Origin of the sequence: Neisseria leonii, assembly GCF_028776105.2 — a bacterium.
Classification (GTDB): Bacteria; Pseudomonadota; Gammaproteobacteria; order Burkholderiales; family Neisseriaceae; genus Neisseria; species Neisseria leonii.
In genome coordinates this window covers 2,025,785-2,047,631 of the sequence record NZ_CP145606.1, presented here as the reverse complement: position 1 = coordinate 2,047,631, position 21,847 = coordinate 2,025,785, and the positions used below count along the sequence as shown (strand labels likewise).

Below are 21,847 nucleotides of genomic sequence, written 5' to 3'. Positions count from 1 at the left end.
CGGCCTGTTAAACAATGAAAATAGGAAAATGAAAAAAGCAGACGCGCCATGCCGTCTGCCGCAAGGTCAGGCGGGTGTGCCCAAAATATGGATATGCAGGTGGTACACTTCCTGCCCGCCGCCTTTGCCTGTATTAATCAGGGTTTTAAAACCCGCTGACAGACCGTTTTCCCGTGCAATCTGCGGGACTTTCAGCATCATTCTGCCCAAAAGTGCCTCGTGCTGCGCTTGGGCATGGGCGAGCGAATCGAAATGCGTTTTCGGTATCAGCAGCAGATGCACTGGCGCGGACGGGTTGATGTCTTTGAAGCACAGCATTTCACCGTCTTCATACACAACGGCAGCCGGCAGCTCCTGTTGGACAATGCGGCAGAAAATACAGTCGCCCATAATGGTTTCTCCTGATGTTTGGCGGCAAAATCAAGCAGAATTGTAATACAAATCAAAGCTGCTGTCTGGCCGCTTTTTCCACCAGCCCCGACAAACCCTGCCGCCGCGCCAGCTCGTCGAGTACGTCCTGCACGCCCGCGCCGTGGTACGCCAGCAGAACCATGGTGTGAAACCACAAATCGGCGGTTTCGTATACCAGATGCGCCTTATCGCCGTCTTTGGCCGCCATCAGCACTTCGCCCGCCTCTTCGATGACTTTTTTCAGTATTGTGTCCCCGCCCCGATGCAGCAAACTCGCTACATAAGAATGTTCGGGATTCTGCCCCTTACGCGATTCAATCAGGTTTTGCAGTTCGTTCAGCATATCGTTCATCGGTTTTCCTGTTCCATCTGTCTGTTTTCTGCTTGGCAGAAGCGGCTGTTTTCAGACGGCCTCCCGCCCTTGGGCGTAAATTTCGGCTTCGCTTTTGAGCGGTGCATCGGCCGTTGTCCACCCCTGTCCGTCCCATATGCGGTAAAAACAGCTTGCGCGGCCGGTATGGCAGGCGATGCCGCCGCCCTGTTCAATCAGCATCACCACCGCATCGCCGTCGCAGTCGAGCCGCAGTTCGCACACTTTCTGCGTATGCCCCGAGGATTCGCCCTTCATCCACTGCTTCTGCCGCGAACGGCTGTAATAATGGGCAAAACCCGTTTCAACAGTTTTCTGCAAAGCCTCGGCATTCATCCACGCCACCATCAGTACGCGCAGGGTTGCCGCGTCCTGTGCCACGGCGCACACCAGGCCGTTTCCGTCAAATTTTACCTGCTGCAATAATGCCTGCACGGTGCTGCTCCTTTCTGCCGCTTACAGCGGCGCGGTCTTGTCCGCCCACGGGCGTATCTGTTCCAACTGCGCGGCCAGCCGCAGCAGAAGATCTTCACGTCCGGCCGCAGCGGCGAACTGTGTGCCGACCGGCAGGCCGTTGTGCCAATACAGCGGCACACTCATGGCGGGCGATCCGCTCATATTGAAAGGCAGTGTGTAACCCGCATAATGCAGGGCTTTCATGCTCTCCTGCTCAATCAGCGGATTGCGCGCCAAGAAACGGCCGAGATTCAGCCTGCCCAGCAGCAGGCGGCTCAGCCGCTGCTGCGCCGCCTCCGGTGCCAGTTCGCCGACTTTCGGTGTGATGCGCGGGCAGACCGGTGTTACCAGCACATCGTAACGGGTAAAAAACGCCTCGGCCGCGCGGGTTTGTGCCAGCAGCACATCGCGCGCCCAACACATTTCTCCCGCGCTGATCTGCCGCCCCTGCACCAACACCGCCCAAGTGGCCGGTTCTACTTGACTGTAATGCAGGTCTTTTCCGTACGTTTCGCGGTAAAGGTGCGCCAGCTTGGCGGTTTCGCCCGCCACAATAATCAGCATGGCCCGGCTCAGTATTTCGGGCGGGGCAAATTCGGGCGATTCCTCCGTCAGCACGTGTCCGGCCGAAGCAAGCAGTTGCAGGCTGTCGGCAAGCGCGGCACAGGTACCTTCATCGTTTCCACCGCCCGTCCACGGCTCTTGCCAATAGGCGATATTCAGACGGCCGGTTTCGCGCAAAAGTCCGTCTGAAAAAGATTCCGACGGTTTCGGGCAGGCATACAGCGCGCCTTTTTGCGTGGACGCGGCAATATCGAGAAACAGCGCGCTGTCGCGCACGCTGCGCGTTAAAACGTGTTCGCATACCAACCCCTGCCACGATTCGCTCAACGCGGGGGCAAAGCTGCTGCGCCCGCGGCTCGGCTTCAAGCCGAACAGGCCGCAGTTGTGGGCAGGCAGACGAATGGAACCGCCGCCGTCGCCGCCGTGTGCGGCCGGCACGATGCCCGCCGCCACGGCCGCTGCCGAACCGCCGCTGCTGCCTCCGGGCGTGTAATCCGTGTGCCACGGGTTGCGCGTCACGCCGTACATCTCGCTTTCGGTATAGGGCATCAACCCCCACTCGGGCAGCGTGGTTTTGCCGAAAATACGCAGTCCCGCGCGCAGATAGGCTTCGGTCAGCGCGCTGCTGTATGACGGTATATGGTTCTGCATCATACGCGAACCGCAGGCGGTAGGTGCACCCGCCCAGTCAGCCAGCAAATCTTTGAGCAGAAACGGTACGCCCGCCAGAGGTGCGTTTCCCGGTACGGGCAGGGCGGCGGCCCGGCCGCGCAAATCGCAGGCCAAAAGATTGAGTTTGGGATTGACTTCGTCCAAACGGCGCAAGGCCGCCTGCAACAGCTCGTCGGCACTGACTTCCCCGCGCCGCACCAAGTCGGCCAAACCGACCGCATCATAACGGCGGTATTCTTCAAATTTCATTGTTTCTCCCCTGTTTTATCCTGCTGCCCCGCCCGCCTATTTCCACATCGCACCGGCCACCGCCGCCAGCGTCATCACAAACAGCAGCCAGCGCATCACTGCCGGCGACAGTTTCAAAGCCAGCCGCACACCGATCTCCGCGCCGAGCGTATTGCCTGCGGCCAACACCAGCCCCACGCCCCACCAGATTTTGCCGTACCACAGAAACACCGCCAGCGAAACGGCGGTAAACGACAGCGTACACAGCACTTTCAGCGCATTGGCGCGGATCAGATCGTAACACAGCAGGCCGGCGAAAATCGGCAGCAGCAAAAAGCCCGCACCGGCCTGCACAAACCCGCCGTAGATACCGGCGGCAAATAAAACGGGACGCGCCCACGGCGTAGCCGCCACTGTACGCACCGCCGTACCGTCTGCCGCCAGCAGCAGCGAGGGTTTGACCAGAATCAGCGCGGCCACGCCGAGCATGGTCAGCAGCAGCGCGGGTTTCAGCACGGCATTGGGCAGCACGGAAGCCAGTACCGATCCGGCCAGCCCGCCCGCCACCAAGGGCAGCATCACGCCCTTCCAATCCTGCGTGGGCAGCCGCCCCGCCCTGCGGAAACCGCGTATCCCCGCCAGCGACTGAAACAGCACGCCCACACGGTTGGTACCGTTGGCCACATCGGGCGGCACGCCGAAAATCATCAGCACCGGCAAAATCAGATTCGATCCGCCGCCCGCCAGAATATTAATGATGCCCGCCGCCACGCCCAAGGCCGCAACCGCCGCATAATGCCACAGTGTCCAATCCATATTCGCCCCCGAAAACAATCGCGCAATCCGTACCGCAGCGCGCAGCCGGCGCATTCAGGCCGTCTGAACAGCCGTTTCAGCGGGTCATTTTAACCCAAGTTCACGTTTCTTGTTGATCGGGAAACCTGCCATACTGCCCGCCTAACCCGTCCGGCCCGATATTCCGCCCGCCGTCTGCCATTCAGACGGCCTGCATACCCCGAACAGTTTTTTTGACGGCCTTAACACAAAACCTATACGCGTTAAAACAAAAAACCGCCATAATCCGCCGCTCACACCAACTGCACAATTTGAGGAAAAAAATATGAAAAAAATCCTGCTGACCGCCCTTCTGACTGCTTCTACCGCTGCATTTGCCGACAGCGCAATCGAACGCCAAATGCAGGCAGATCCGAATCTGGAACAAAACCGCGCCCGCGCCGTACAGCTGCTGGAAGCACGCGGCTACACCGTAACCGACATCGATGCCGACGACTACCGCGGCAAACCGGCTTTTGAAGTCGAAGCCGTCAAAAACGGCCGCGAATACGACATCATATTGTCATACCCCGACCTGACGATCCTGAAAGAAAAGCGCGACTACTAAAATGACGCATTCCCGCAAAAACGCCCGACGCCCTGCAGTCGGGCGTTTTTTTCAGACGGCCTCAACCGCCCAGCCCGCCGCCGCACCATCCGCTCCCCGGTAGCCGATTTCCCCCTGACCGGCAGCCGATGGCTTATAATTCCGTCTGCACCCACACAGGAACACCACCATGAATACACCCCAATCCGCCATTATCCCCGACCACGGCCAGGCCGCCGTCTTTATCGAAGCCGACACCGCAGCGCAGGCACGCGGCCGCATGGCGCAGCACTGCCGCAATGCGCTGGACGAACTGTCGAAACTGCAAGCCCGTTTCCCCGACGGACAACTGGGCATGACCATCGCGTTCGGTGCTGATTTCTGGCACAGCCTCGGCCACGGCGGCGAAGGCGGCGGCATCAAACCGTTTGCCCCGCTGGGCGGCGGTCTCTGCCCGGCCACCCAATGCGACCTGATGATTCATATCCAGTCCGCGCGCCACGCCGTCAATTTCGCGCTGGCGCAAGCCGTGCTCACCGTTTTCGGCGGCGACATCAAGGTTCAGAATGAAACCCACGCTTTCCGCCTGCTCGAAGACCGGGGCATGGACGGCTTTGTGGACGGCACGGAAAACCCGCAGGGCGAGGGCAATATCCGCCGCGTGGGCGTAATTGCCGAAGGTGCCGACGCAGGCGGCAGCTATGTGCTGCTGCAACGCTATCTGCACGATCTGGACAAATGGCAGGCTTTGGGCGTGGCCGGACAGGAAGCCGCCGTCGGCCGCAGCAAAGCGGATAATGAAGAATTTGCCAAAGACGTACGCCTGCCCGAATCGCATCTGGGGCGCACCAATCTGAAAGAAAACGGCGAAGGCCTGAAAATCGTCCGCCGCAGCCTGCCTTTCGGTACACTGACGGGCGAGCACGGCCTTCAATTTATCGCTTATTGCGCCCGCCTGCACAATATCGAAGCGCAGCTCAAACACATGTTCGGCGAAACAGACGGCAAAATCGACTTGCTGCTGACCCATATGAGTACCGTGCAGCGCAGCGCGTATTATTACGCCCCGTCCGTCGAACGCCTGCGACGGCTCTGAAAACCGCTACCGTGTTTACCGACAGCCACACCCATCTGAACGATGCACAGTTTGCCGCCGACCTGCCCGCCGTGCTGACGCGCGCGCGTGATGCTGGCGTCAAACGTTTTATCGTTCCCGCCACCAACCGCAACGATTGGGCGCGTACCGCCGAACTGGCCGCGCCTGACATTCTGCCTGCTTTCGGTATCCACCCTTGGTTCGCCCACACTGCACAAACAGACGATTTCGCCGTTCTGCACGATTATCTGGCACACCACCCGCAGGCCGCCGTCGGCGAAATCGGACTGGATTACCGTATTGCCCGCGATGGTGCCGCACGGCAGATTCAAATCGGCGTACTGAACCGCCAGCTCGCCATTGCCGCCGATCTGCGCCGCTTTGTTATCCTGCACAATGTCCGCGCCTCGGCCGCACTCTGTGCCGCGCTCAAACCCCATGCCCAGCTGGCGGGCATCGTCCACGCTTTTTCCGGCAGCATCGAAGAGGCACAGGCCTTTATCCGCGCCGGACTGTTTATCGGCATCGGTTCCCTGCTGCTGAATCCCGCCGCCAAAAAAGTCCGCGCGGCCGCACAGCAGTTGCCCCTGTCGTCCGTCGTGCTGGAAACCGACAGCCCGTTTATGCTCGGCACGGCACGCAACGAACCGGCCAACACCGCCGCCGTGGCCGCCGCACTCTGCCGCCTGCGCGGCATAAGCCCTGACGCACTCTCCGCCGCCACCGAAGCCAACATCAACCGCCTGTGGCCGCCGTCAGCACCGCACACCGAACAGGCCGTCTGAACACACCGAGCAGTTTCAGACGGCCTCTATCCCACTTCAATCACCCGCTGCGCCACTCTGCCAACCGGCCGGCCATACCGGCCGTTTCCATGATCCGCACCCAAACCACACAGCAACGAAAAGGCCGTCTGAAAACCTTTTTCAGACGGCCAAACATGGCGGCAAATCTATTATCTGTGCGAATGAGCGCGGCCGCGCTTGCGCCACCACCGCCAGCCGTACAGCACATAACCCGACAGGCTGTATGCGAGAAACAGCAAAAACAGCACCACCGACGGCTCCAATGCCACCACCAGCAGCCCCATCATCGCCAGCACCATCACAAAAAACGGTACTTTGCGCCGCACATTGATTTCCTTAAAACTCCAAAACGGAATCTGCACCACCATCGACAAACCGGCAAACAGTGTAATCACCAGACACAGCCAGGCCACCGGCAGCGATTCGTAACCGTTGGCCACCCAAATCAGGCCGACAATCAGGGCAGCTGCCGTCGGGCTGGGGATGCCGATAAACCAGCGTTTATCGACTTTGCCGATCAGCGTATTGAACAGTGCCAGACGCAGGGCCGCACAAGCGCAGTACACAAAGGCGATGGTGTAGCCGATTTTGCCGAAATGGAACAGCTGCCATTTGTAGGCAATCAGCGCGGGCGCCACACCGAAACTCACCATATCGGCCAGACTGTCGAGCTGTTCGCCGAACGCGCTCTGGCTGTTGGTCATTCTCGCCACACGGCCGTCCATACCGTCGAGCAGCATGGAAACAAAAACTGCGATGGCCGCCGTTTCAAAACGGCCGTGCATGGCTTGGGTAATGGCGAAAAAAGCGGCAAACAGAGCAGCAATCGTAAACGAATTGGGCAGCAGGTAAATGCTGTTCTGCCGCAGCCGCTGCTGGATACGCGGCACCGGCCGCGCTGTTTCCCGAAAATCCTGCTCGCTCATCGCTTATCCCGCCAAAAGTCCAAACAGGCGGATTATACCGCAAATCTGCCTGCCGCCTTTCCGAGGCCGAATAAAAATCCCGCAGCCACAAGGCTGCGGGATAGCGGAAATACTGAATCAGCGTTTTTTGCCGGTAACAGTGGCAATCGCCAGATTGGAATTGCGTTTCAAAGCCACGCTGCTGACACCTTCGGGATAAGTGATGTCCGACAGGTGCAGAATATCGCCCGCCACCACTTCGGCACAGTCCAATTCCAGCGCAGCCGGAATGTTTTTCGGATCGACAATCACTTCGACACCGCTGGCCAGCAGGGAAACGCGGCCGGACTGCAGTTTGACGGCCTGAGACTTCTCGGCATTGACAACGTGAACCGGAATGCGCATTTTCAGCGGCTTGTTCACATCAACTGCTTGAAAATCGATGTGGGTCACTTCCTGACGGAACGGGTGCATTTGGAAATCGCGCACAATCACGTCTTGGGTTTTGCCGTTCAGGTTCAGCTTGATCAAAGCCGTGTGGAACGATTCTTTTTCCAATGCGTAGTAAACGGTTTTGTGGTCTACCGCTACGGCTACGGCTTCCTGATTGTCGCCGTAAACCACAGCGGGGGTTTTACCTTCGCGGCGCAGGCGGCGGCTCGCACCAGTACCTTGCGCTTCGCGTACGGTAGCCTGTAATTCAAAAGACATAATCAAACTCCAAAAAGGATAGTGGATAAAAGAACTTACTGCCTTACGCCGCGACCAGCTTGGGGCAGCAGGACATTCGGTTTCCGCGACACGGGAAACCGACGGTTCAGGGCAGGAACATCGCCCCGGGCGTTACAATATCTTCATTGAAAAGATACGAAACGGATTCTTCGTTGCTGATGCGGCGCACGGTTTCCGCCAAAAGGCCGGCAATGGTAACCTGCCGGATACGCGGACAGGCTTCGGCAGCCTCAGAAAGCGGAATGGTATCGGTCACGACCACCTGGTCGATATCCGAAGTGGCAATCCGCTCGACAGCCTGGCCGGAAAACACCGGGTGGGTAGCATAGGCCAACACGCGCTCGGCACCGCGCTCTTTCAGGGCGGAAGCGGCTTTGCACAGCGTATTGGCCGTATCGATCATATCGTCCACAATCAGACAGGTGCGGCCTTCCACATCGCCGATGATGTTCATCACTTCGGCCACATTGGCTTTCGGGCGGCGTTTGTCGATAATCGCCAAATCGGCATTCAGCACTTTGGCCACCGCACGGGCGCGCACCACGCCGCCGATATCGGGGCTGACGACGGTCAGGTTTTCGATGCGCTGCTGCAAAATGTCGTGGGTCAGAATCGGGGTGGCATAAATATTGTCCACCGGAATATCGAAAAAACCCTGAATCTGGTCGGCATGCAGATCAACCGTCAATACACGGTCGATACCGGCCGAATACAGCATATTGGCTACCAGCTTGGCCGAAATGGGCACGCGCACGGAACGCGGACGGCGGTCTTGGCGGGCATAACCGAAATAGGGAATCGCGGCGGTAATGCGTCCGGCGGAGGCGCGTTTGAGCGCGTCGGCCATGGTCAGCACTTCCATCAGATTGTCGTTGGTGGGTGCACATGTGGGCTGCAAAATAAACACATCGCGGCCGCGCACGTTTTCCAACAGCTCGACCGCCACTTCGCCGTCTGAAAATTTGGTCACGGAAGCATTGCCCAATGAAATATCCAGATGTTTGACCACATTGGCGGCCAATTTCGGATTGGCATTACCGGTAAACACCATCAAACTGTCGTATGCAGCCATTTTGTCCTCGCTTGGGGCAGGTTCGTATTCGGAGTCAGGAAACATCGGGGCTTCCTTTCAGTATCGGAATCATGCCCGCGCATTATACGCAAGAAGCACCGCCGCATCAAAAAAACAGCGGTGTTTTGCAAAGCGGCGTATCACAAACGCATCATTCCCTCAGGCCGTCTGAAAATCCGCCGCACCCGTTTTCAGACGGCGTCAAAAGAAAGTAATAAAAGCGTGCGAAACCATCGCACGCTTTTATCTGGCTGGGGATGTAGGATTCGAACCTACGCATGTCGGAATCAAAATCCGATGCCTTAACCAACTTGGCGAATCCCCAATAAAGGGTGGCTGGGGATGTAGGATTCGAACCTACGCATGTCGGAATCAAAATCCGATGCCTTAACCAACTTGGCGAATCCCCAACGTTTTTCAACCGGCAAAATCTGCTTGGCGAAAACTTTCAGAAAGGCGGATTATGCAGATAATCCGCCCGTCCGTCAAGAGCTTGCACGGAACTTCAAAAATATTTTCCGCAAAATGCTTGTTTTTTCTTAAAAATCAGGCATGAAATCCGCCAGCGGGTGCTGCGCCAGCTGCGGCACACACCAAACTTCCCCATCCACCGTCAGTTGTTCTGCGGTTTCGGCTGCCGCCTGACGGCTGTCGAACGCCAGAAACAGACAGGATCCCGAACCGGTCAGACGCGGTTCGCCGAATGCGGACAAAGCACGGAAAACCTGCGCCACCGCCGGATATTGCGCCAGCACCACGCCCTGCATATCGTTGCGCAGCGGCTGCAAGGCCCAATAATCGGCACGGGCGGCAGGCGTGCTGTTGCGCGGCAGATCAGGGTGGCCGAACACCGCCGCCGTTGCCACATGTTGCGGCGGGCGGACCACCACATACCACTGAAACGGCAGGTCGATAGGCGCCAAACGTTCGCCCACGCCGCGCGCAAAGGCATGGCGGCCGAACAGGAAAAACGGCACGTCCGCCCCCAGCTTCAAGCCCAGTGCGGCCAAATCCGCACGGCTTAACCCGCATTGCCACAGGCGGTTCAGCACCATCAGCACTGTCGCCGCATCGGAACTGCCCCCGCCCAAACCGCCGCCTGCGGGAATGCGTTTGTCCAAACGGATTTCCACCCCCGAACCGCCGCGGGCAAACGGCTGTAAAGCGGCGGCAGCACGATAGGCCAAATCCTGTTCGGCCGGCACGCCGGTGGGGTTGTGCAGGACAATCCGGCCGTCATCGCGCAGGCGCAGCCAAACCGTATCCGACAAACCGATCAGGCAGAAAATACTTTCCAGTTCGTGATACCCGTCGGCACGGCGGCCGGTAATGCGCAAATCCAGATTCAGCTTGGCCGGCGCGGGGTACGCTTCATAGCTCTGTGCCGTCATGCCGCCTCCCGCACGGCACACAGGGACGGCGGCTGCGCATCATCGGCCGCCGTTTCCATGCTGTCGAACACCAGACGCAGGCTCATCTGATTGCCCGCCACTTCCAGCAGGCGTATGCCGCCGGCCGCATTCAGGCTGCGGCGCACCGTCCATTCCTGCTGGCGCAGGCTGCCGTCGGGCAGAATTTGGTGCGGCACGCCTTCCACCCACTGCCCGTGTGCCCATACGCGCAGATATTCAACCGGCAGAGTAACGCCCAGCAGACGGCCGCTCAATTGGCGCGCATCGGCCGCTTCGCTACGCCGTCCGGCGGCATCCACCGCCAATGCGCCCAATCTGTCCTGACACAGGCTGCCCACCGTATTGCCCAGCGGTGTATTGATGTCTATGGTTTCCACCCCGTTTTGCCGGTTCCAGTCGAACGAGGCATGAAAACCCGTCCCGTCTTTCTGCGCCGACAAACGGCCTACGGCACTGAATCCCGCACTGCCGCGCTGCGGCTGCCAGTTGGCGGCACTTTGCGGACGCGGTACGGCACAAGCGGCCAAAAGCAAAACGGCAGCGGCCGCCAAAGCTGTTTTCCACATCTTTTTTCCTTTCATCATTCCTTCCCAAGGCCGTCTGAAACGGGCAAATCCAAAATACGGCATCCAATCCTTCCGAACCGCCGTTCAGACGGCCTTCGCCGCAAAACGGCAAACGGTCTCAGTCACCGCTGCCCACACCGCCGCTTGTCAAAGGCCGTCTGAAAACACCCTGCGCAAGCCGCCCGACGGTACGCCTTTTTCAGACGGCATACCGGCCATGGCAAACCGGCTGCCGTCAACGGGCGGCAGGCAGTTTGATGCCCAAACGGCGCATAGCGGCACGCACCAGCTCCGCGCCCTCGCCCGCCAATCCCTGTTTGAATACCGCCAGCGCGCGTTCTTTCTCGCCCAAGGCCAGCAGCACTTCGCCCAAGTGCGCCGCCACTTCGCCGTGCGGCAGCTCGCGGTAGGCATATTCCAGATACGGCAGGGCGGCGCGGGCATCGCCGCGCTTGAAATACGCCCACCCCATACTGTCATTGACGGCGGCAGATTCGGGTTCCTGACTGTATGCCGTCTGAATCAGACCGAAAGCCCGTTCCAAATCTTCGCCCGGCACCTGCAACATGGTATAGCCCAGCGCGTTCAGCGACTCGGTATTCGGGCGGCTGTCGGCCACCTGGCGGAAATCGGCCAAAGCGGCTCGCGGATTATTCAGGCGGTCGGCATACAGCAGGCCGCGCCGGTAAAGCACGTCCAGTGCGCGTTCCGTACGGCCTGCCCGCTGCGCTTCCCGATACAGACGGTTGAGTACCGGCAGCACGCGCCGTGCATCTTGTTCACGCGCCAATGCCTCCAGATACAGACCGAAAAAATCTTCTTCCGTAAAAAAGCGCCCTTCCTGCGAAGGCTGGGCACGTGCCTGTTCGGCCAGACGGCGCACCTGCCCCCATTCGCTTTTTGTCTGCGCCAGAGCAGCCTGCAAAAACAGTTTGTCGAACGCATATTCGGCAGCACGGATACGCGCCAGCCATTTTCCGGCAGCGGCAATATCCTTGTCTTCCAAAGCAGCCAGCACCGCCGCAACGGCGGCACGGCTCTGCTGCTCCTGCGTACCGCTCTGATAGGCGCGTTCCAGATAATGGACGGTTTGCGCGCGGCCGCTTTTGCGTGCACCCTCCAACAGTGCGGCCTGAATATACAGTTCGGCACTCGGCGCTTCGGCCAGCAGCTGTTTCAGTAAAGCGTCCGCTTCATCGGTTTTACCGTCGGCCGCCAACGCCGCCACCCGCAACTCGCGCCATACGGGCGGCAGCTTCGGCAGCTCCGCACTTTGGAAGAAGCGGCCGAGAATTTCCGGCCGGCGCCGACTGATCAGGCGCAGCGTCAGCTCGGTGGGCGGCAACAGTTCGCCGTCTGCGGCGGCCAGTCGGTGCAGGGCCGCCACCGTACGGCTGCCTCGGTCGTTCAATACACTGAAAACGGCATCGGCCACCGCCGCTTCCGGCATCTCCGGCCGTGCCAGCGCGGCGCGGTGGATTTTGTCTTCCAATACGGCCGCCGCCTGCCGGCTCTGTACGGCTGTCTGTGCGGCCAGCAGGAACATCTGCCGCTGGCGGCCGTCGTCCGCCTGACCCAGCGCGCCGTCCCACTCTGCGGCAGCCTGTTCAAAATCACCGCGCACCATATTGCGCGCCCACGTTATCCGCCGCAAAGCCGCGCCGGGCGAAGGCTCCAACGCCACCCAGCGGCGGTAGACCGATTCTGCAACATCAAACGCACTCAAACCGACCGCCATATCCATCGCCCGTTCGGCCACTTCGGTATCTTTGGTGCGTTCGAGCATGGTCAGATAAGTCCCCAGCGCGGGAGCGGCGTTGCCGCGCTGCAACGACAGCTCGGCCAGAAAAAGCGAAAACAGATGGTTGCTGCGGTCGGTAATGGCTTTCAGGCGGGCAGGATCTTCGACTTCACCGTGGCTGCGCCGGATAATCATCTGCGGGGGCGGTTCTGAGACGGTTACGGTTTCGGCCTCAGCCTGAGGCAGCCCTATCCATACCGCCGCCCAAACTGCCCCAAGCTGTTTTTTCCATGCCGCCATCATCGTCCTCCTGCTGTGATTTGACCCAAACGCTTCCACTTTATCACAAACCGCTCCTGCCGTGGCCGCTGCTGGCGGGACGGCACGCTTCGCGCTACAATCGCCCGCAGCCGCCCCGAGATGCCGTCTGAAACCGTGCTGCCCGGTTTTCAGCGCGCAAAAACCGCTTTTCCGCTTGCGCTTCGGGCGCCAAACGCAGGCAGGCCGGTTCCTCAGCTGTGTGTAGAGGATTGCCGCTTCATCTTTTGTTTCAAGACGCAGGCCGGAATCCGACAGGACAGGAAATGCGGCAGCCGAATACGGGTATACCGGGTGAACGTAACCGCCGGATACCTGTATCCGGCCTACCCGCCGCGCAGAAACCCGCTGCGCTCGTTTTAGCTTCGCAGAAACCCGCTGCGCTCGTTTTCAGACGGCCTATTTTTAACTGCTGTTTTTATGGACATGCCCGACTCCGATTCTGCCGACACCGCTTTGACCGCACTGCTCGCTTCACTCTCCGGTCTGCCGCCGGCGCACCTGCACGGGCGGAACCGCGCGCTGCCGCCACCCGGCAGATGGCAGGAAGCAGCAGTACTGTTGGGCGTGGTACCGCACGAAAACCGCCCGCACATTATTCTGACGCGCCGCAGCAGCACATTACGGCAGCACACCGGCCAAACCGCCCTGCCCGGCGGACGGCGCGATGCGGGCGATACCGACCTGACTACCACCGCCCTGCGCGAGGCCCACGAAGAAATCGGTACGCCCCCGGCGGTATGGCAGACGTTTTCCCCCATGCCGCCGCTGTACAGTCCGTCCGGCTATGCCGTATCGGCCGTGCCCGCGCTGAGCCGCCGCAGCCTGACGGTGCGGCCGTCTGAAAACGAAGTGGCCGAAGTGTTTTATCTGCCGCTGACCCGGGCGCTGAACCCCGAAAACTACCGTATCCGCGCCGGATTTGCTGCTGCGCCGTATCCGGTGTACGAACTGCCGTTCGGGCGGCACGACATCTGGGGGCTGACCGCCGCCATGTTATACGCGCTGGCCGAGGCCAACCGCCTCCACGGCTTTTTCCCTGCCAACCCGCCGGCCTGAATCCGGCCGTTTACAGAAAATCCGCCCATGCCCGAACTGCCCGAAGTCGAAACCACCCTGCGCGGTATCGCGCAGCATATCGAAGGCCGAAGCGTGGCCGCCTTGACCGTGCGCCAACCGAAGCTGCGCCTGCCCGTGCCGCCCGGCCTGCATGACACGCTGTGCGGCCAAACGGTGCGCCGCTGCCGCCGCCGCGCCAAATATCTGCTGATCGAGTTTCCCGCCGGCATCGTGCTGATTCATCTGGGCATGTCGGGCAGCCTGCGCGTATTCCGCCCCGATACCGCACCCGCCGCAGGCAGGCACGACCATCTGGACATCGTGTTTTCAGACGGCCTGATACTGCGTTATCGCGACCCGCGCCGCTTCGGTATGGTGTTGTGGTATGCGGGTGCACCCGAAACCCACCCGCTGCTGGCGCATCTGGGACCCGAGCCGCTGGCAGACGATTTTGATGCCGGTTATCTGTTTGCCGCGCTGCAAAAACGGCGCAGCGCAGTGAAAAGCGTGCTGATGGACAACCGTGTGGTGGTGGGCGTGGGCAATATTTACGCCAACGAAAGTCTGTTTTATGCAGGCATCGCGCCGCACCGTCCGGCCTGCGACGTCAGCGAAAACGAAGCGGCCGCCCTGTGTACACAGATCAAAACCGTGCTTGCGCGCGCGATTGCCAAAGGCGGCAGCACCCTGCGCGATTTTGTCGACAGCAGCGGCAACAGCGGCTATTTCCAGCAGGAATACGCCGTTTACGGCCGCCACCAACTGCCCTGCCCGCGCTGCGGCACACCGGTTGCCAAACAGATAATCGGGCAGCGCAGTTCATTTTACTGCCCCGCCTGCCAAACCTGAAACCGCCGCCGTCTTCATCATGCACCGAACCACCCGACAGGAACCTTTATGCCCCGACCCGAAACCACAACGCTGTTTACCCGTTTCCAACGCCTGATCCGCCTGCTCTTCTGGCTGCTGTCTACCGCCTGGCAAATCAGCCGTCTCAATACCGCCGATCAGGCGCAGCGCAACGCGCTGGTTGCCCGAGCCGGACGCCGCGCCCTCGCCATTCTCAATATCCGCCTGCACGCCGACGAAATCCGCCTGCCGCCTGCCGCCACGGGTACACTCATCGTCGCCAACCATGTTTCCTGGCTGGACATTTTCGCCCTGGCCGCCCTGCTGCCCGCCGGCTTTATCGCCAAACAGGAAATCCGCCGCTGGCCGCTGATCGGCCGCATGGCCGCCAATGTCGGCACGGTCTTTATCAACCGCAGCGAACGCAGAGATGTGGACGGCATCAACCGCGCCGTGGCCGCCGCGCTGCAAAACGGCCGAAACGTCTGTTTTTTCCCCGAAGCGCAAACATCAGACGGCCTGAACGTGCTGCCGTTCAAAGCCGCGCTGTTTCAGTCGGCAGCCGACACCGGCGCCCTTGTCCAGCCGGTTGCCCTGCGCTACTGCGACCACAACGGCCGCCGCAGCACGCTGCCGTCATACACCGGCCACACTCATCTGCTAGTCTCACTATGGCGCATCGTCTCCATGCCCGCCATCGAACTTTATGCCGACGTGCTGCCGCCGCTGAGCGTCAGCGACCGCTATGCGGCCAAAGACGAAGCCGAACGGCAGATCCGCGTCGTGGTCGGACAGGCCGTCTGAAACGGGCAGAGTGCGGCCGGACCGGATTGAAGAATCCCCCCGCCGAACGTTTCTCCACGCCTGTAAAATCAGCCGCAGGCCGGATGCCCGAACCCGACAGGGTTGTGCCGAGGTGTCGGATACAAGTATCCGACCTACTTGTTACTGCGATTGCCGACCATATCCGTTCCGTAGTCGGATTCTTGAATCCGACAAATGACGATTGCAAAACCCAATCCGTTTCAGACGGCCAATAATAGTTTTTGATTATTAAATTTATTTGGACAATAAATTATACACATCACACCGGCCTGTTATACTGTCTGCCGACATCGCCGCTCTGCGGCCGTTTTCCATCATGTTTATTGAAACAAGGAGTCCAGTTATGGGTATCACCATCAAAACCGAAGCCGATCTGCAAGGCCAAAAAGTACCGTCTGCCGTTTTCCACACCCGCCAGGGCGACGCTTGGGTGGACGTTTCCACCGACGAGCTGTTCAAAGGCAAAAAAGTGGCCGTATTCTCGCTGCCCGGCGCATTCACCCCGACCTGCTCTTCCACGCACCTGCCGCGTTACAACGAACTGGCCAAAGAATTTTACGCGCGCGGCGTGGACAGCATTTTGTGCGTTTCCGTCAATGACACATTCGTCATGAACGCCTGGCTGGCCGATCAGGAAGCCGAAAACATCGTCGTGATTCCCGACGGCAACGGCGATTTCACGCGCGGCATGGGTATGCTGGTTTCCAAAGAACAACTGGGCTTCGGCGACCGCTCTTGGCGTTATTCCATGCTGGTCGACGACGGCGTCATCGAAAAAGCCTTTATCGAGCCGGTCAAAGACGGCGACCCGTTTGAAGTATCCGATGCCGACACCATGCTCAAATACATCGATCCGCAATGGAAAGCACAGGAATCGGTTGCCGTTTTCACCAAACCGGGCTGCCCCTTCTGCGCCAAAGCCAAAGCCCTGCTGGAAGAAAAAGGGCTGGCCTACGAAGAAATCGTTTTGGGTAAAGACGCGTCTACCACTTCCGTCCGCGCCATTACCGGCAAAACTTCTGTTCCGCAAGTCTTTATCGGCGGCAAGCACATCGGCGGCAGCGACGAGCTGGCAGCCTATTTCGCCGGATAAGGCCGTCTGAACAGCCATCGGGTTTAACAGCCTCCTGAACAGCTGCGGTTGTTCAGGCAACACCGCCCCATGTTGCCTGAACAACTGCTTCCCACCCTGCCATACACCGCCTGATGCCGTCTGAAAGCGGGCGACATAACCGGCAGGTCGGATACCCGTATCCGAAATTGCCGTACAACCCTGTCGGATTTAAAAATCCGACCTACACCTGATACCGCACAACAGACAACAAGTAGGTCGGATACCTGTATCCGACAACGCCGCACCACTCTGTCGGATTCAAGAATCCGACCTACCTTTTACCGTACCACCCAAGCCGTCTGAACGGGCGAAGCGGGTTTTCGCAACGCCAGAACCCGTCAAAAGTGAATGGACAGCGCAAAAAACCGCCCGCCTGATTTTCAGACGGCATGAATAAGGACACCGCAATGAAAAAAATCCGCGCAGACGTGGCCGTTATCGGCGGCGGCACCGCCGGTATGGGCGCATTCCGCAACGCCCGCCGCCATACCGACAATGTTTATCTGATTGAGAGCCATGTTTTCGGCACCACCTGCGCCCGCGTCGGCTGTATGCCGTCCAAGCTGCTGATTGCCGCCGCCGAAGCCCGCCATCATGCCCTTGCCGTCGAGCCGTTCGGTATCCGTCTCGATAAAAGCAGCGTGCAGACCGACGGGCGCGCCGTGATGGCGCGCGTGAAAGCCGAGCGCGACCGCTTTGTCGGTTTTGTCTTGGAAGATGTGGAGGCCTGGCCGGAAGACAGGCGCATCAAAGGACATGCCTGCTTTATCGACGCGCATACCCTGCACATCGACGGCCACACCGAAATCACGGCCAAACGCATCGTCATCGCCACCGGCTCCCGCCCCGTCGTGCCGCCGCAATGGCAGGCCTTGGGCGACCGTCTGATTATCAACGACGACGTATTTTCCTGGGACACCCTGCCCGAAAGCGTGGCCGTATTCGGTACGGGCGTCATCGGCTTGGAACTCGGCCAGGCACTGCACCGCCTGGGCGTGCGCACGGCCGTATTCGGCCGCAGCGGCAATATCGGCGGCCTGAGCGATCCGGATGTTCTCGAAGAAGCGCGTACGGTATTTGCGGAAGAATTTCCGCTGCATCTCAATCTGGATATGGACAAAACCGCCGTTTCGCTCGACAGCAACGGCAAAGTGCAGATTGAATGGCAAGACAAAAACGGCCGCAGCGGCCGGTTTGCCGCCGACTACCTGCTGTCCGCCGCCGGCCGCCGCCCCAATGTGGACAACATCGGCCTGGAAAATCTGAATATCGCCACCGATGCGCGCGGCGTACCGACAGCCGACCCGCACACCATGCAGACCGGCATCCCCCACATCTTTATCGCGGGCGATGCTTCCGACCAGCTGCCGCTGCTGCATGAAGCGGCCGATCAGGGCAAAATCGCGGGCGACAACGCCGGCCGCTACCCGCATATCGAAAAAGGCCTGCGCCGCAGCCCGCTGGCGATTGTATTTTCCGACCCGCAAATCGCCACCGTCGGTCTGCGTTTTGCCGAAGTGGAAAAACAGTACGGCACAAGCGGTTATGTTACGGGCAGCGTCTCATTCCGCAATCAGGGACGCAGCCGCGTGATGCGGGTCAATCAAGGCTGCCTGCGCGTCTATGCAGCCAAATCAGACGGCCGCCTGCTGGGCGCGGAAGCCGTCGGCCCGGCCGTCGAACACTTGGCCCACCTGCTCGCATGGGCGCACCAAATGAACATGAGCGTGCCGCAGATGCTGGATATGCCTTTCTACCACCCCGTTATCGAAGAAGGCCTGCGTACCGCCCTGCGCGATGCCGCCGCCAAGCTGTAATCCCCAACGCCCCGCCCTGACCGCGGGGCTTTTTCCGTTCCCGATTCAGACGGCCTAAACGTAGGTCGGATACTCCGTATCCGACATGAAACCCCGTCCTAATACCGAATGCACAAAAATGTCGGATTCGAGAATCAGACCTACGCTGTGCTTCCCTTTTCAGACGGCCTTTGTGTCATTCAGGCCGTCCGAACGCAGGTCGGATACTCGTACCCGACACCAAACGGCCCGCATATACCGGATTCAAAAAGTCGGATTCGAGAATCCGACCTACATTCCCGCTTCTGTTTTCAGACGGCCGAAGCCCTGAAAAGGCCGTCTGAAAACAGGCTGTCAAAAACACGTCATGCGCATCCTTTAAGATACCGGTCGGCCTGCTCCGCGCAGCCGTACCCTTCCCGCCGGGTGCAGGCAGACAATCTATCCACCGATATTGAGGAAAAACCATGATGAAAACCGCCTATCCGGCACTATGCTCGGCGCTGTTGCTCACACTGACAGCATGCAGTACCATTACCCCCCCCCGCAAAAACCGTCGCACCGACATACACCGAACCGCTGCCCGCACCCGTGATGAACGCACCGGACGGACGGGGCAGAGCCATTGAAAACCTGATTCCGCGCTACTCCCCCGATTACGAAAACGATCCCTATCTGCGCGAACAAGTCATCCAATACCGCCGCTGGCAGTGGCAGGATCTCTACCGCAGTCTCGACCTCAAAGCCCAAGCCCGCCCCGACTATCTCAACACCTACCGTATGCAGGCCGAAGTCTACCTGCTCAACGGGCAATACCGCGAAGCCCTGTCGCAACTGGATCAAATCCTGCGCCGCCGGCCCGATGACCTGCACGCGCTGGGTGTCAGCATCGTTGCCGCCGCCGCGCTGGACGACAAAGAACAGGTGGCCGCCCGTCTGAACGCCCTGCAAAAACGCTCGCCTGCGGCGGCACAAACCGTTGCCGAATTTCTGGCCTTTACCGAACAAGCCATTAACCATCCTTACAGTACACAGCCGACCCGCCCGATTACATTCGATACCATCGCCGTTTTCGGCGAATCGCCCAATCCCGACGGTACGCCGTCTGAAAGCCTGCTGCACCGTTTGGAAAAAGCCAAAGAAATGGCACGGAAATATCCGAATGCCAAACTGATTCTGAGCGGCGGCCCGGTGCGCACGCCGTATGCCGAAGCCGATGTCATGGCCAAATGGCTGGCGGAAAACGGTATCGCCCGCAGCCGCCTCATTCTCGAACCGCAAGCGCGCGACACACACGGCAACGTCATCCGCATGGTCGAAATCCTGAAAGCAAACGGCCTGAACAAAGTGCTGGCCGTCGCCACACGCCGGCACATCGCACGGGCTGCCGCTTCGCTGGAAGCCTACGCACGCTATGCCGGTTACCCGATTCAGGTTGACGGAGTCGGCGGCGGCCCCCTGCCTTCTACCGAAAAGCAGCACGAACGGGCACGCTACACTTATGTCAACACCGCCCGCGCTTTCGGCCTGTACCGTTTGAGCGAGTTCAAGCGGTTTGAATAAACCGCCGGCCGGGCCGTCTGAAAACGGTGCGCCGCGCCGTTTCTGCGAAGCTAAATATAGTGCTGCGCACTATTTCTGCACGGCTACAACACACACAGCGAGGCTGCAAAACAGTCGGGGCGGATAACCGTCCCGACTGTTTGGATTGGCTGTCGGATTTGAAAATCCGGCCTACACGGCTTTCCGTTCCCGATTCAGACGGCCTTTGTGCCATTCAGGCCGTCTGAACGCAGAACGTAGGTCGGATACTGGTATCCGACATAAAACTGCCCGTACCAGATTCACAAAAACGTCGGATTCGATAATCCGCCCTACACTGCTGCCCTGCGCAATGCCGCCGCCAAGCTGTAATCCCAATGCCCGCTCTGACTGCGGTTTTCCCCATTCCCGATTCATACGGCCTGAACGTAGGTCGGATACTCCGTATCCGACATAAAATCCCGCCCGAATACCGGATTTTCAAAAACGTCGGATTCGAGAATCCGACCTACGTGCGAGTATTCCGCACCGTCCCGGCCTGCCGCCCGACCTCAGATTTCAGACCAAGCTCATCGCCAATGCGGTTTATGGTATAGTCGGCACCGTACTTTCCCGATGACTCAAACAGGAGAAAAATGATGTTCCGTAAACCCCTGCTGCTTCTGGCCGCTGCCGCCGGTCTGACCGCCTGTGCCAACAATCAGACCAAATTGGGCACCAGCGGCAGCCAATTGTCCGAAATCCGCTATATCTGCATTATCGACAATCCCAAAGCCGCACAACCCGAACTCAGCAGCCGCATCGCCCAAGCACTCCAACAGAACGGCATCGACAGCGAAACCGTCAGCCTGCCGGCACAACGCAAGCGTCTCTACGAAAAAGAGTGCCGATACAACCTGCGTTACAGCACTGCCGGCAATGCACAATCCCTGACCCAGATGTCCGTATTGATCCGCACGCCCGACCATCCGGTTGCCAGCCTGCGTTACCGTCCCGACCCGTCAGACAACGTGCAGCAGCAAATAGACAATGTGATTGCCCGCTTATTGATGAAACAGTAAGCGCCGCAATACGGGCAGGCCGGATACCGGTATCCGGCTCACCGGCTGCGTATTACCGTTCCCGATTCAGACGGCCTTTGTGCCATTCGGGCCGCCTGAACGTAGGTCGGATACCGGTATCCGACAGAACGCCCAACCCGAATACCGGATTCACAAAAATGGCGGATTCGAGAATCTGACCTGCGCTGCTACACTATGCCAGACGGACGGCTGCCCTATTTTCCGACGATATGGATCTGCCCAAGCTGATGCGCCTGAAACCGAAACGCAAAATCCCCTTATACAACGGCAACTTGAATTGCCGCCTGTTTCTGTTGGACATGGTTTCAGGCAGCAACCGCAAATAAATTTCAGGCAGCCTGCAACTTTTTGCCAAACCGCTTGCAGGCTGCCTGTTCCCAAAATCTATTGTAAATTAAATTATTATGCACTGAATAGATGATTCCTATCTCCTTATGTGAAAAGGTATTAGTTTGAATAGAGGGAAGAATGATGTTGTCGGCATCAAAAAGATTAGCACTGTTGTTTTTCACTATATTACTATGGGGGACAGTTTGGTATACGATTACATTTCAATTAAACGGGACACCGGTATTAGTTTCGGTTTTTTATCGGATAGTAATAGCCGCTATATTTCTACTAATTTATAAAAATCTTTTTTATTGCACCAATATCAAGATAGCATCTATTAAAAATCATCTAAAGGTAAGCGTCTTAGGTGGATGTTTGTTTTCGATTAATTATTTATTTTTTTATTTAGCAACTGAATATATTAGCAGTGGATTAGTTGCAATTATTTTCTCTACTCTTATTATTTTTAATTCTATAAATCAGTATATTTTTTTAATATAAGCGTTGAAAAAAAGTACTG

At 58.8% G+C, this 21,847-nt stretch carries 22 protein-coding genes, 2 tRNA genes and 1 pseudogene; 12 read left to right on the top strand and 13 right to left on the bottom strand.

Annotation, left to right across the window (positions count from 1 at the left end; translation table 11 throughout):
* Positions 1–66 precede the first annotated feature (66 nt).
* The 5 genes from ORY85_RS09815 to ORY85_RS09795 are packed head-to-tail and all read right to left on the bottom strand — an operon-like array spanning position 67 to position 3,517.
* Positions 67–390, bottom strand: coding sequence for a histidine triad nucleotide-binding protein (locus ORY85_RS09815; protein WP_274570896.1), 324 nt, complete (start codon positions 388–390; stop codon positions 67–69).
* 52 nt (positions 391–442) lie between these two features.
* Positions 443–763 carry a phosphoribosyl-ATP diphosphatase gene (locus tag ORY85_RS09810; protein ID WP_274570898.1) on the bottom strand — a complete coding sequence of 107 codons (321 nt, stop codon included), beginning with the start codon at positions 761–763 and terminating at the stop codon, positions 443–445.
* A 51-nt stretch (positions 764–814) separates the two neighbouring features.
* Positions 815–1,216 carry a phosphoribosyl-AMP cyclohydrolase gene (gene hisI / locus ORY85_RS09805; protein WP_274570900.1) on the bottom strand — a complete coding sequence of 134 codons (402 nt, stop codon included), beginning with the start codon at positions 1,214–1,216 and terminating at the stop codon, positions 815–817.
* A 21-nt stretch (positions 1,217–1,237) separates the two neighbouring features.
* Positions 1,238–2,722 (bottom strand): amidase, encoded by a 1,485-nt coding sequence (locus ORY85_RS09800; protein WP_274570901.1) that lies wholly within the window; start codon positions 2,720–2,722, stop codon positions 1,238–1,240.
* Between the two features lie 36 nt (positions 2,723–2,758).
* Positions 2,759–3,517 (bottom strand): sulfite exporter TauE/SafE family protein, encoded by a 759-nt coding sequence (locus ORY85_RS09795; RefSeq protein WP_274570902.1) that lies wholly within the window; start codon positions 3,515–3,517, stop codon positions 2,759–2,761.
* 304 nt (positions 3,518–3,821) lie between these two features.
* Here ORY85_RS09795 and ORY85_RS09790 point away from each other — a divergent pair, with 304 nt between their 5' ends.
* The 3 genes from ORY85_RS09790 to ORY85_RS09780 all read left to right on the top strand — a co-directional run bounded on the left by ORY85_RS09790 (position 3,822) and on the right by ORY85_RS09780 (position 5,963).
* Entirely contained in the window at positions 3,822–4,103 is a 282-nt protein-coding gene (locus ORY85_RS09790) for a PepSY domain-containing protein (protein ID WP_274570903.1), read from the top strand.
* 169 nt (positions 4,104–4,272) lie between these two features.
* Positions 4,273–5,178, top strand: coding sequence for a Dyp-type peroxidase (locus ORY85_RS09785; RefSeq protein ID WP_274570904.1), 906 nt, complete (start codon positions 4,273–4,275; stop codon positions 5,176–5,178).
* An 11-nt stretch (positions 5,179–5,189) separates the two neighbouring features.
* Entirely contained in the window at positions 5,190–5,963 is a 774-nt protein-coding gene (locus tag ORY85_RS09780; protein ID WP_274570905.1) for a TatD family hydrolase, read from the top strand.
* Positions 5,964–6,133: 170 nt separating this feature from the next.
* Here the strand turns inward: ORY85_RS09780 and pssA are convergent, their stop codons facing one another.
* From pssA to ORY85_RS09740, 8 genes are all read right to left on the bottom strand, one after another.
* Positions 6,134–6,910 (bottom strand): CDP-diacylglycerol--serine O-phosphatidyltransferase, encoded by a 777-nt coding sequence (pssA, locus tag ORY85_RS09775; RefSeq protein WP_274570906.1) that lies wholly within the window; start codon positions 6,908–6,910, stop codon positions 6,134–6,136.
* A gap of 117 nt (positions 6,911–7,027) precedes the next feature.
* Positions 7,028–7,600, bottom strand: a complete 573-nt coding sequence (locus tag ORY85_RS09770; protein WP_274570907.1) for a 50S ribosomal protein L25/general stress protein Ctc — start codon at positions 7,598–7,600, stop codon at positions 7,028–7,030.
* Positions 7,601–7,706: 106 nt separating this feature from the next.
* Positions 7,707–8,693 carry a ribose-phosphate pyrophosphokinase gene (locus ORY85_RS09765; RefSeq protein WP_274571005.1) on the bottom strand — a complete coding sequence of 329 codons (987 nt, stop codon included), beginning with the start codon at positions 8,691–8,693 and terminating at the stop codon, positions 7,707–7,709.
* Positions 8,694–8,941: 248 nt separating this feature from the next.
* Positions 8,942–9,018, bottom strand: a tRNA-Gln gene (locus tag ORY85_RS09760).
* Between the two features lie 8 nt (positions 9,019–9,026).
* Positions 9,027–9,103 (bottom strand) — tRNA-Gln (locus ORY85_RS09755).
* Positions 9,104–9,232: 129 nt separating this feature from the next.
* A complete protein-coding gene (gene ispE / locus ORY85_RS09750; protein WP_274570908.1) occupies positions 9,233–10,084 on the bottom strand; it encodes a 4-(cytidine 5'-diphospho)-2-C-methyl-D-erythritol kinase in 852 nt (283 codons plus the stop codon).
* A complete protein-coding gene (locus ORY85_RS09745; RefSeq protein WP_274570909.1) occupies positions 10,081–10,671 on the bottom strand; it encodes an outer membrane lipoprotein LolB in 591 nt (196 codons plus the stop codon). Before ORY85_RS09745 ends, ispE begins: the two co-directional genes overlap by 4 nt.
* A 235-nt stretch (positions 10,672–10,906) precedes the next feature.
* On the bottom strand, positions 10,907–12,715 hold the full coding sequence (locus tag ORY85_RS09740; protein ID WP_274570910.1) for a M48 family metallopeptidase: 1,809 nt from the start codon (positions 12,713–12,715) through the stop codon (positions 10,907–10,909).
* Between the two features lie 441 nt (positions 12,716–13,156).
* Here ORY85_RS09740 and ORY85_RS09735 point away from each other — a divergent pair, with 441 nt between their 5' ends.
* The 9 genes and pseudogenes from ORY85_RS09735 to ORY85_RS10605 all read left to right on the top strand — a co-directional run bounded on the left by ORY85_RS09735 (position 13,157) and on the right by ORY85_RS10605 (position 21,828).
* Entirely contained in the window at positions 13,157–13,789 is a 633-nt protein-coding gene (locus ORY85_RS09735; RefSeq protein ID WP_274570911.1) for a CoA pyrophosphatase, read from the top strand.
* A gap of 27 nt (positions 13,790–13,816) precedes the next feature.
* Positions 13,817–14,638: a bifunctional DNA-formamidopyrimidine glycosylase/DNA-(apurinic or apyrimidinic site) lyase gene (gene mutM / locus ORY85_RS09730; RefSeq protein ID WP_274570912.1), complete on the top strand. Its 822-nt coding sequence runs from the start codon at positions 13,817–13,819 to the stop codon at positions 14,636–14,638.
* A 48-nt stretch (positions 14,639–14,686) separates the two neighbouring features.
* On the top strand, positions 14,687–15,442 hold the full coding sequence (locus ORY85_RS09725; protein ID WP_274570913.1) for a 1-acylglycerol-3-phosphate O-acyltransferase: 756 nt from the start codon (positions 14,687–14,689) through the stop codon (positions 15,440–15,442).
* A 364-nt stretch (positions 15,443–15,806) separates the two neighbouring features.
* Positions 15,807–16,556, top strand: a complete 750-nt coding sequence (locus ORY85_RS09720) for a glutathione peroxidase (protein ID WP_274570914.1) — start codon at positions 15,807–15,809, stop codon at positions 16,554–16,556.
* A gap of 428 nt (positions 16,557–16,984) precedes the next feature.
* Entirely contained in the window at positions 16,985–18,394 is a 1,410-nt protein-coding gene (locus ORY85_RS09715) for a dihydrolipoyl dehydrogenase (RefSeq protein WP_274570915.1), read from the top strand.
* 573 nt (positions 18,395–18,967) lie between these two features.
* Positions 18,968–19,936 (top strand): ElyC/SanA/YdcF family protein, encoded by a 969-nt coding sequence (locus tag ORY85_RS09710; RefSeq protein ID WP_274570916.1) that lies wholly within the window; start codon positions 18,968–18,970, stop codon positions 19,934–19,936.
* Positions 19,937–20,550: 614 nt separating this feature from the next.
* Positions 20,551–20,976 carry a hypothetical protein gene (locus ORY85_RS09705; RefSeq protein ID WP_274570917.1) on the top strand — a complete coding sequence of 142 codons (426 nt, stop codon included), beginning with the start codon at positions 20,551–20,553 and terminating at the stop codon, positions 20,974–20,976.
* A 191-nt stretch (positions 20,977–21,167) separates the two neighbouring features.
* A pseudogene (locus ORY85_RS09700) lies at positions 21,168–21,323 on the top strand (class I SAM-dependent RNA methyltransferase); the annotation flags it as partial.
* A 142-nt stretch (positions 21,324–21,465) separates the two neighbouring features.
* Positions 21,466–21,828: an EamA family transporter gene (locus tag ORY85_RS10605; RefSeq protein WP_367575886.1), complete on the top strand. Its 363-nt coding sequence runs from the start codon at positions 21,466–21,468 to the stop codon at positions 21,826–21,828.
* Positions 21,829–21,847: the final 19 nt, after the last annotated feature.